Here is a 10,417-nt window from a genome sequence, read left to right as displayed (position 1 = left end):
CGGCGCGGCGCGGCGCGGCGCGGCCCGGCCCGGCGCGGCGCGGCGCGGCCCGGCCCGGCCCGGCGCGGCGCGGCGCGGCCCGGCCCGGCTTGCGATCTTGTCGACTTCTCGCCAGCTGCGGCCCGAAACTCAACAAGATCGCCGAGCGGAGCATCCGCCGCCCACACACCGTGCCCGATCTTGTCGAATTGCCGCCCGCCGCGGCCCCAAACTCAACAAGATCGCGGCGCGGAACGAGCGGAGGCACGCCGAACCAGCGGACGCACACGGAATGGGCGGGGCGGAAACCGCCGAGCACTACTCCGGGTTGTTGCCGGCCTTGCCGCCCACCCGGAACGGCGTGGTCACGTTGGTATAGGCGAGGTGGGCCAGCAGTCCGTCGACGGCGTGCTGCAGGTTGTGGCAGTGGTCGACCCAGATGCCGGGGTTGTCGGCGACGAAGGCGATCTCGTACGTCTCGCCGTCTCCCACGTCGAGCGAGTCGAACCACCACGGGCTGCCGGTGGCGGCCACCCCGTTGCGGCTCAGCACGACCGCATGGTGCCCGTGCAGGTGCATCGGGTGCACCTCGCCGCTGGTGTTGCTGATCGTCATCCGCACGATGTCGCCGGTCGCGACCATGAACATCGGTACGTCCGGGAAGAGGTGCCCGTTGATCGACCACCAGTAGCCCGGCTTGCCGTTCAGGAAGCCGGCCCGCCGCCCGATCCGATAGTCGAAGTTGCGGGTCGCCTTGGCCGGGTCGAAGCCCAGCTCGGCTGAACTGCCGTAGGTGAGGAAGTCGACGACGCCACCCGGGTCGGCCCCCGCGGCCGCCCCACCGGCGACCAGCGCGGCCCCCGCGCCGACGTCGACCCGGGCCACCCCATCAGCCGGCATCTCGAATGTCAGATCGATCCGGCCACCCGCCGTGACAATTACCGATTTGCCAGTAATGTCGGTCGGCCCGCTGAGCGAACGGCCGTCGATCGCGACAACCCGATAGGCCGCGCCGGAAACCCACGCCCGCAACGGCCCGGCATCGGTATTGATCACGCGCGCCCGCACGACCTGAGAAGGCCGGGCGGTCAGCGCCGAAACCCCGGCCACCCCGTTGATCGTCCGCCGCCCGTCGAACGTGTGCACCTGGACGACCTGGTCGAACCCCTCGGCGAACACCGGTTCGCTCACGATCAGCGCGCCGAACAGCCCCTGCCGCACTTGCTCATGCCCGACCTGATGGGAGTGGTACCAGTAGGTGCCCGCATCCTGCACCGTGAACCGGTAGACGAAGCTCTTCCCCGGCCGCACCGCGTCCTGGGTGACCCCGGCGACCCCGTCCTCCCCATTCGGCACGTCGACGCCGTGCCAGTGCAGGGTCACCCCCTCACCGACGTTGTCGTTGACCAGCGTGACCTCGACGAGCTGGCCCTTCACGGCGCGGATCTCCGGCCCGGGCGAGGTGCCGTTCAGCGTGTACCGCCCGTTGGTCTCCTTGCGCGCGGTCAACGTGACGGCGACGTCGGCCTTCCCCGAGGTCGGCCCGGTCAGGGTGTCGACGCTGAGCCCACCGGTGCCGTGCGCATGGCCCACGGCCGCCCCGCCACCGAAGTCGGCGTAGCCCATGGTGGCCATGTCGTACGTACCCGGAATGAGGCTCTGCTGCCAGAAGAAGCCCAGCGGTCCGAGGATCGCCACCGCCGCGGCCACGGCGATGCCGACCTTGAGTGACCGACGCACGGCTCAGGCCGCGACGGGCGTACTCGCCGGAGGAGAGCCGGCCAGGCGCGCCTGGCGCATGGCAAGTGAGGCGACCGCGGCCAGGGCGAACGCGTTGATCGCGTGCAGCACCCCGAGAACCGGCACCGGGAAGCTCGCATAGGCCAGCACGATCTGCAGCACCAGCACGCCGAACGTGATCGCCGCCCACTTCACCCCGCCCGGGATGCCGGCGAAGAACGACACGATCAGCAGGAGCAGGCAGAGCAGCGGCACGACCATCTCGCCCACCACCGCGTGCAGGGCGATGCCGGCGTTGTCGCTGTCCTTGGTGAAGACCTGACCGTCGTCGGTCTTGTGCAGGATGTCGAACAGCGCGTAGGCGATGGCACAGGTCTGCACCACCACACCCACCGCGATCAACATGGCGAGGATCCGATACACAGCGCGCACGACGCTCCCCCTCAGGTCGCCTGATTCTCAGTGGCTACATCTTGCCCCTCGGGTACGACAAGACGCGCAAGGCCCCTCAGGAAACGCTCAGTGTCGACCTCCTGCGGGTGCCTGCCGACAGCCCCAGACCCAGAGCAGAAACCCGGCAAACCTTCAAGGGGTACGCGTGCCAACTCCCCCACCCGCAGCCGAGGCAGCCCCGCCCTGCTCGACAAAAACTCATCACCGAATAGGAAGCCTTACCTAATTAACGGGTCCGGGAAACACCAAAGAAACGCGCTCGCCGTCTCCACGAAAGAGACGGCGAGCGCGAAAATCAGGAAAGGCTTACTTTGCCTCGAAGGTCAGGCAGTCGGCGGTGTCCCCCGACTCACCCACAACGATCGCCGGCGCGTGGCACTCAAGGTCGGTGTTGTGCACGCACGCGGTTCGCTGACACGCCCCGACCTGCGCCAACGCCTTCCCCATGCCACCCTTGTCGGCGCTGTCGACGAACGTGTTGCACTCCGAGTTACGGCTGCCGATGGTGATCGCGAACGCGGTACACCCATCGTGGTTGTAACCGCACGCGGTAACCGAACAGCCCTGCACCCGCGGCATTTCCAGCATCTGCGTCATAGCGGCCTCATCTCAAGTCTTATTCACGGTCTCACCGCGAGCATAAGCCAATGATCACCATTCCCCTAACCACCCCGAGCCAAACAACAACAGACTTTTCCCATTCTTAGGTAAGGCACCCCTTTCCATTCCCGCGCTGGCCCACCCAAGATCACCAGTTGCTGCAGCATGCATCTATCGGTCCGGGAAACCTCCGCGGCCCCTCGCGGCCCTCGCCGCGACCACCCAAAAATCACGCGACATTTAGCGATATCCGTGACTCTTTGCTATCAAGCAACCACGAATAGTTACGCTTCCGGCGAGACGGCCCGCGACGGTTCACCGCACGCCGGGCCCACCAATCCAATGACGCGGTCCCGCAGGACCGTAGGAGGACCTCGTATGCGCATGTCCAGATCCACCACCTCACGAGCCCGGTTGACCGGCGCCGGGCTTCTCGGTGGGGCAGTCGGCGTGGCCGCCATCCTCGTCACCCCGATCGCGGCTTATGCAGCGCCGCCCACACTCAGCCCCACCAGCGGGGTCCCGGGAACGACCGTCACCGTCACGGCCGCTTCGGGTACGCCGTTCGCGACCACCGCGAACCCCTACATCACGCTCCAGTCGACAAACGGCAGCTGCGCCACCAACCCGGCAACCGCCAACGGGACAACGATCTTCGCCGCCGGAAGCGTCACCGAGACCGGCGACGCCACGGCGACCTTCACGGTCCCGACGAGTGCTCTGCTCGGCCTTTCCTCCGGCGTAACTAAGACGATTTACGCATGCGTGTATGCCGGAACCACCAGCGGCGGCGCTACGGTGATCGACGCGGGCACGCCGGCGTTCACGGTGAACCCGACGCTGTCGGCCGCCGGCGGTCCGGCCGGCACGGTCGTCACCCTCAAGCAGCCGGGCACGCCGTTCGCGACCGCGACGCCGGGCATCATCCTGACCACCAACTCGACCTGCCCCACCAACTACGCCACCACCGTCACCGGTCAGACGACCGGCGCTGCCACCAACATCACCAAGGTGGACGACAGCACGGTGAACTTCACGGTGCCGACCACCCTGACGCTCAGCAGCGGTCTGGCCCGGACGTACCAGACGTGCTTCTACGCCGGCACGCTTGCCACGAGCACCGCGCTGACCGACGCGCCGCAGGCGTTCGTTCTCACCCCGGCGATCGCGTCCAGCTCGATGAGCGGCGGCCCCGGCGGCGGTAGCATGCTCACGTTTAATGCGCCCGCCGGCAGCACGCCGTTCTCGGCGACCCCCGGCATCGTGTTCTCGGCGACGCCGTGCCCGACGACCTACGGCTCTCCGGGCAACCGGGCCGCGACCAACGTCACCAAGACCTCGAGCAGCGTGGTCAGCGGTACCATCGGCGCCGGCGTCCTGGCAACCGGCCAGATCACGAACTACAACATCTGCTTCTATGCCGGCACCGGCTCGACCGACACGCTGACCGGCGCCAGCGCCACGCCGTACGCCGTCATGCTGCCGCCGATCAACCTCAGCAGCGTGATCGGCTCGAGCAACGGCAGTTCCCCGGGCGCCATCACCGCCTCGTCGACCGGCAACTTCCTGCTCGGCGTCGCGGCCCCGGGTGTCGCCTTCACCACCGCGACGACCTGCCCGACGCTCTACCCCGCCACCTCGACCTACAACGCCGGCACCGGCGTCCCTGAGGTCGTGCAGGCAAGCGGCGCGAACATCCGCGTGCTGGGCAACAAGCAGCTCGCCGTCGTGGTGCCGGCACTGCCGCTGCGCCTCGGCACGCCGACTCCTTACCAGGTGTGCATGTACAACGGCTCCGACACCTCGGCCAGCACCCTGGTCGGCGCCACCACCTACAGCTCGACGACGGTGCATACGCTGATCGCGGTGGGCCCGGTGGCGGGTTCCGCGCTTGGCGGTGACGAGATCGTCGTGACCGGTACCGGCTTCCCGACCACGCCCGGCTCGATCACGGCCACCATCGGCGGTTCGCCGCTGGCGGTCATGCCGGTCAGCTCCACCACCTTCACGGCGATCACCCCGATGCACGCGCCGGGCACCGGTCTTCCGCTGGTGGTCTCCACCAACGCCGGAACGAAGACCCTGCCCAACGCGTTCTCGTTCCTCAACACCGTCCGGGTGAACCCGAACTCGGCGCCGAACACCCGCAAGGGCGACGTGGCCGTGCAGGGTTCGAACTTCGCGGCCGCGAACTTCGGGACGAACACGGGCGACGCGCACATCTACCTGGTCCGCGGCGAGTACAACGCGCGCTCCGTCGTGGCTTCGGGCAACAAGGTCAACGGCCCGATCCAGGAGTGCGCGACTGTCCTGGTCATCGACGACAACAACCTGGTCTGCACGCTCGACCTGACCCAGCGGCTGGACCCGGCCGGCACGGCAGTGGCGCACGCAGCGTCGCGTAGCGGTGGCAACGCCACCGCTGCCGTCGGCGACCGCGTCCTCACCTCGGCGTCGGGCTCCGTCTTCACCTTCGCCGACGTCGGCCGCCAGGTCAGCGGCGACAACATCGCCGAGGGAACGGTCATCACGGACGTGACCACGGGCGCCGCGTCGACCGCTAGTATCTCGCGTGCCGCTCTCGGCACGGTCGCCAACGTCGTCATCGGGGCGCCGCTGCGTTCGGTGCCGCTCGTGGCGACCACCAACGCCAGCGCCAACATCACCGCGCCGCCCGGGTCGTTCACCCAGGCTGACATCGGCCGGCCGATCACCAACGCCAACCTCACCGGCGTGACGATCGCGACCGTCGCGGCCGGTGGCGGTGCCGCCACGGTTACCGGCGGAACGGCCAGCGGCACGGGCACTCTGACGGCCTCGGTCTGGGGATCGCCCGTGCCCGACGGCGCGTACAACCTGACCTACGTCAGCAACGGCGCCGTGGACGCGAACAGCAGCGACGCCACCTACGCGCAGAGCGTTCTGTCCAGCTCTTCGGTCTTCACGGTCGCGCCGTTCTAGATCAGCACCAACTGAAGTGAGCAGCACGGTGGCCCGGGGCGAAAGCTCCGGGCCACCTCGCGTCCCGGCCATCGAATGCCATCGAAGCGGGCAAATTAATAAGTACCGGCATTTACTATCAAATACCGCGTTACGCTCCGGAGCGAGACGGCCCGCCGTTCGGACGCGCGGGCTCACCCATCCCAAATCGAGGTTCGTAAGAACCCGTAGGAGGACCTCGCATGCGCACGTCCCAACCCAGCGGCTTCCGGCCGCTCCGAGCCGGTGTTGCGGTGGCTGCGACCACCGCCGCGGTTCTTGCCGGCCTGTCGGCGCCGGCATTCGCCGCCAACACGGCCGTGACGGCTACCCCGAACACCGCCCCCATCGGCGGCGGCAACACGGTGGCCCTGTTCGGCACCGGCGCCTTCCCGGCCCTCACCGCCACCGTGCTCGCGTCCCGCACCGTCGCCAGCACCGCCACCTGCGCCGGGACCTACGGCACCACCGGCACCACCGCGGTGACCACCCGGACCGACGACGACAACGCCAGCGTCGTCCTCCCGGCGCTCGCCGCCGGCACCTTCAAGGTCTGCACCTACGGTGTCGCCTCCGGCAGCACCGTCGTGACGGGCAGCCCGCTCGTGGCCACCTCGGACACCATCACGGCGAGCGTTGCCAACACGCGTCCCGTGCTGAGCGCCACCTCCGGCCCGGCCGTCGGCGGCAACACCATCACCGCCACCGGCGCCGGTACCTACCTCAGCGCGGTGACCGGCACCCCGGCTGCGACCTTCAGCACCGGCGCCTGCCCGGCGACCTACACGACGACCACCGGCAACGTCGCCGCCACGGCCGTCAAGACCAGCACCAGCGTGGCCACCATCACGGTGCCGAGCACGCTGACGGCGAGCACCGCTTACAACGTCTGCCTCTACGGCGGAAGCGCATCGAACTCGGCGCTGGTCGGCTCCGGCAGCGCTACCTACTCCGCACTGCCCGCCGCCACGGTGAGCCCGAAGGCCGGCAGCTCCGGCGTGGCGAGCACGATCACCGTCTCCGCACCCAGCACGAGCACCTTCCCGGCCAGCCCGAGCCCGCTGCCCGGCGTGACGCTGACGACAGACGCGTGCCCGGCCACCTACTCGACGGCCGTGACGCAGTACGTCGGCCCGTTCGCGGGTACCGTCATCCGGATCAACGGTGGCAAGATCGCCGTAACCCTGCCGGCCACCAAGATCGAGACCGGTGTCGGACAGTCCACTACCGCGTGGAACGTCTGCACCTACGCCAACGCCACGTCGGGCGCCCTGATCCTCGCCCCGGCCACCTACACCGTGGCCCCGGCGCTGTCGGTGTCGAACACCATCAGCCCGACCGCCGGCTCCGCGCAGGGCGGCACCACCGTCACCATCACGGGTACGGGCTTCCCCTACCCGCTGGGCAACACCGACATCCTGTCGGCGAAGATCGGCGGCGTCTCGCTGACCGACGTCACCAGCACCTCCGCCACCACGCTCACCGGTAAGACCGGCGCGCACGCGGCCGGTCAGCAGACGGTCGAGGTGACCACCGCGGCGGGTACGGCCTACTCCAGCGGCACCCCGTTCACGTACTCCTACGGCATCTCGGTCTCGCCGACCACGGCCGCGCCGTCGGCGACGGTGACGCTCGACGTCCAGGGTGCGGGTTTCGCCAGCCTGACCTTCGAGGATTTCCCGTCCGGCGGTAGCCCGGACGACACGAAGGCTCACGTCCTGCTGGTGGACAACAGCTGGTTCGCTCCGAACAGCTACGTGCCGGACGAGGCCTACGCCGACGGCGGAGTCCTCGGCGAGTGCGCCGGCGTCATCAAGATCGGAGACAACGAACTGATCTGCACTCTTGATCTGACCGTCGACATCTCCGCGGCCGGTCTCGCCGTGCCCGCGACGCCTGCTCCCGAAGGTGCCTACCAGGTCGTCGTGGTCAACGCCGGCACCGGCCTGACGTCCGCGACGCACTCCAACGTCTCGAGCAGTTCCACCTTCACCGTTGCGACCTACTAGCTCCTGAGTCGTACGGCGGGAAGACAACGGCGGCCCGGAGCTTCGGCTCCGGGCCGCTTCTTCGTGAGCTACCCATGCGGGGAATACGGAGAAGGCCGTGGCGGAAGCCACGGCCTTCTCGACAACCCCGAGCTGATCAGCCCATCTCGGCCCATCGCTTGTTCAGCGTGGCCACGCTCTTGGACGCATCAGGCTTGCCCTTCGCGTCGACCGAGACGACGATGACGCTCTTCTTGGCCGACGTGCGCCAGCACATCACCATCGTGGGCCGCTCTGCTCCCTTGGACTCGTTGCTGAAGCGGAACTTCTGGGTGCATTCCGCGTCGCCGACCTTCTTGCCGTCGTCGGCCACCCACAGCATCTCGCGCTGGCCGGTCAGGTCGTACCGGGCCGAGATGACCCGTGTCGTGCCGCCCTCTTTGAAGGTGCCGTGATTGGTGACCGTCACCTGACCGACCGGGGCGGCGGCGTTCGGCGCCGCCGTGAGCGCGTGCTGCACCGGGCTGCCGTGCTTGGCCGCGTACTCCCGGGCCGCCTTGATCCGCTCGTCGACCGTGCCGCTCTCGCTCACTGCGGGCGCGAGCACGCTGTCGGCCTTCGTTTTCGCTTTCGCCTTGGTCGAGCTCGACGGGGAGGCCGTGGTCACGCTGTCCGCGGAGCCGACCTCCGGCGCCGGTTCGACCACGCCGGCCTTCTGGGCGGTCGTCGTCTTGTTCCGGTCCATGACCTGGGCGGTGATCGCGTAGGAGCCGGCCCCGAGCAGTGCGAGACCGGCCACCGCCGCCGCCACCTGCTTACGGCGGCGGCTACCGCGATCCGGCACCGCTTCGAGGACGCCGTCGTCGCCGGGCCGATCGTCGTCTTGGATGGTCATTTCTGATCCCCTTGGATCTCGTCTTCGGGCCCGCGCAGGCGGGCCCCCGAAAATCCATGGTCTCAACGGACCGGACATAACAATCCAAAACGAGCGACCAACGCCTGTGAGTTTCCCGAGAACGGGGCGGCGAAGTCAGCCGAGCTTGGCCCACTCGCTGTTGATGACCTTGACGCTTTCCTCGGCCGACGGGTGCCCACCCTGGTCGACCAGGACCGTCACAACACTCTTCGCCGCCGAGGTCTGCCAGCAGAGCAGCAGGTTCGGCTGAACGACCGGTTCGGCGGCGTTGCTGAAGTGGATCTTGCTGGTGCAGTGCGCGGCGCCGACCGGCTTGCCCTTGTCGGCGGCCCAGAGCATTTCCCGTTGCCCGGTCAGGTCGAATCGCGCCGTGACCACCCGCAGCGATCCGTTCGGCCGGCGCTCGTTGCGCGTGGTCACCTTGCCCTTCAGGTCGCCGGACGGGGTCAGCGCGGGCTGCACGGGGTGCCCGTCCTTCGCGGCCTTCTCCCGGGCCTTGCGGATCTCCTCCGCCACCGACGCCGGCACCGAGGTCGACGTGGTGGCCGGCGGCTTGGCGGCACCCTTCGTCGGGCTCGCCGTCGGCGCCGGGGCGGCCGCCACGGAGGGCACCGTAACCGAGTCCGCGGCACCCTGCGGGGGCGGTGCACCCGCCTCCGTCGCCACACTCGCGTTCCGGTGGTCGATGACCTTGTCGGTGGCGATGTAGGCGCCGGCGCTGAGCACCGCGCCCAGACCGATCACGCCGACCGCGATCCGGGTTCGGTGGCGCCGGCTACGTCCGTCGCCGGCAACGGGCTGGTCGTTGACGCCGTCGTCCGGGAACGGGAAGTCGTCGTCATTGCTCATTTCAAGATCCCCTACGGGTCTCGATTCGGCCCGCCGCGGCGGGCCCCGAACCCATATGGTCGCAAGGGAACGGATAAAACATGTCAAAACGGCAATGGGTCAGTCGAGTTTGGCCCATTCCTGGTCGATCACTTTCACGCTTTCCGCGCCGGACGGCTTTCCGTCCTGGTCGATCATCATGGTGATCACGCTCCGCTTGGCCGAGGTCTTCCAGCAGAGCAGCAGATTCGGCTTGGTGGACGCCTTGTCGTTGTTCGAGAACCTGAATGTCTGCGTGCACTCGGCGTCGCCGACCCGCTTGCCACCGTTCGCCGGCCACAGCAGCTCGCGCTGGCCGGTGAGGTCGTGGCGGGCGGTGATCACGCGCAGGATGCCGCCCTTGTGTTTCTCGGTCCGCTCGTCGACCGGGCCGGTCGGCACGTTCGGGCCCGCGGTCAGCGCCTTCTGCACGGGGTAGCCGTCCGCGGCTGCCTTCTCCCGGGCCTGGCGGATCTGCTCCTCGACGCTCATGCTCGGCGGAAGCGACAGCGACGGTGCCGGACTCGTCGACTGCTTGACACCGCTCTTCGTCGAGCCGCCGCTCGGCACCGACACCGACACCGAGGGGGACGGCACCGGCAGTGACGGATCCTCGGTCGGAGAGTCGACGGAGTCGGCGGCGCCCATCGGGGGCTGCGTGGGGCCCGCGTCCGTGGTCACCGTCGAGTTCTGGTGGTCGATCACCTGGGCGGTGATCAGGTAGGCGCCGGCGCCCAGCACCGCGCCCAGGCCGATGATGCCGACCGCGATCTGGTTGCGGCGGCGCCGGCCACGGCCCCGGCCGGCGGCCGACTGGTAGACGCCGTCGTCCTCGGGCCGATCGTCGTCGTGATTGCTCATTTCAAGATCCCCATGGGTCTCGGCATGGCCCGCC

At 68.8% G+C, this 10,417-nt stretch carries 8 protein-coding genes; 2 read left to right on the top strand and 6 right to left on the bottom strand.

All coding sequences use genetic code 11. The features are described 5' to 3' along the window. Positions 1–297 precede the first annotated feature (297 nt). The 3 genes from Adu01nite_RS39400 to Adu01nite_RS39390 form a co-directional block, all read right to left on the bottom strand. Positions 298–1,719, bottom strand: a complete 1,422-nt coding sequence (locus Adu01nite_RS39400) for a multicopper oxidase family protein (RefSeq protein WP_203734433.1) — start codon at positions 1,717–1,719, stop codon at positions 298–300. A 3-nt stretch (positions 1,720–1,722) separates the two neighbouring features. Beyond that, positions 1,723–2,151: a hypothetical protein gene (locus Adu01nite_RS39395; RefSeq protein ID WP_239133049.1), complete on the bottom strand. Its 429-nt coding sequence runs from the start codon at positions 2,149–2,151 to the stop codon at positions 1,723–1,725. A 327-nt stretch (positions 2,152–2,478) separates the two neighbouring features. Beyond that, a complete protein-coding gene (locus tag Adu01nite_RS39390; protein WP_203734432.1) occupies positions 2,479–2,769 on the bottom strand; it encodes a DUF1540 domain-containing protein in 291 nt (96 codons plus the stop codon). Between the two features lie 381 nt (positions 2,770–3,150). On the opposite strand from Adu01nite_RS39390, the gene Adu01nite_RS39385 reads away from it, so the two are divergent. Continuing rightward, positions 3,151–5,733, top strand: a complete 2,583-nt coding sequence (locus Adu01nite_RS39385) for a beta strand repeat-containing protein (protein ID WP_203734431.1) — start codon at positions 3,151–3,153, stop codon at positions 5,731–5,733. Positions 5,734–5,954: 221 nt separating this feature from the next. Then, positions 5,955–7,760 (top strand): IPT/TIG domain-containing protein, encoded by a 1,806-nt coding sequence (locus Adu01nite_RS39380; RefSeq protein ID WP_203734430.1) that lies wholly within the window; start codon positions 5,955–5,957, stop codon positions 7,758–7,760. Positions 7,761–7,896: 136 nt separating this feature from the next. Here the strand turns inward: Adu01nite_RS39380 and Adu01nite_RS39375 are convergent, their stop codons facing one another. From Adu01nite_RS39375 to Adu01nite_RS39365, 3 genes are all read right to left on the bottom strand, one after another. Beyond that, entirely contained in the window at positions 7,897–8,634 is a 738-nt protein-coding gene (locus Adu01nite_RS39375) for a hypothetical protein (protein WP_203734429.1), read from the bottom strand. A 135-nt stretch (positions 8,635–8,769) separates the two neighbouring features. Continuing rightward, positions 8,770–9,504, bottom strand: a complete 735-nt coding sequence (locus tag Adu01nite_RS39370) for a hypothetical protein (protein WP_203734428.1) — start codon at positions 9,502–9,504, stop codon at positions 8,770–8,772. Between the two features lie 99 nt (positions 9,505–9,603). After that, positions 9,604–10,383, bottom strand: a complete 780-nt coding sequence (locus Adu01nite_RS39365; RefSeq protein ID WP_203734427.1) for a hypothetical protein — start codon at positions 10,381–10,383, stop codon at positions 9,604–9,606. Positions 10,384–10,417: the final 34 nt, after the last annotated feature.

The organism is Paractinoplanes durhamensis, assembly GCF_016862175.1.
Taxonomy (GTDB): domain Bacteria; phylum Actinomycetota; class Actinomycetes; order Mycobacteriales; family Micromonosporaceae; genus Actinoplanes; species Actinoplanes durhamensis.
The sequence above is the reverse complement of the archived record's forward strand: the minus strand, read 5'-3'. Positions and strand labels throughout refer to the sequence as shown.

Excerpts from the sequence above, each read along its gene's own strand:
- Adu01nite_RS39380 (WP_203734430.1), top strand. The coding sequence starts at position 5,955 with ATGCGCACGTCCCAACCCAGCGGCTTCCGGCCGCTCCGAGCCGGTGTT.
- Adu01nite_RS39385 (WP_203734431.1), top strand. The coding sequence starts at position 3,151 with ATGCGCATGTCCAGATCCACCACCTCACGAGCCCGGTTGACCGGCGCC.
- Adu01nite_RS39375 (WP_203734429.1), bottom strand. The coding sequence starts at position 8,634 with ATGACCATCCAAGACGACGATCGGCCCGGCGACGACGGCGTCCTCGAA.
- Adu01nite_RS39390 (WP_203734432.1), bottom strand. The coding sequence starts at position 2,769 with ATGACGCAGATGCTGGAAATGCCGCGGGTGCAGGGCTGTTCGGTTACC.
- Adu01nite_RS39370 (WP_203734428.1), bottom strand. The coding sequence starts at position 9,504 with ATGAGCAATGACGACGACTTCCCGTTCCCGGACGACGGCGTCAACGAC.
- Adu01nite_RS39365 (WP_203734427.1), bottom strand. The coding sequence starts at position 10,383 with ATGAGCAATCACGACGACGATCGGCCCGAGGACGACGGCGTCTACCAG.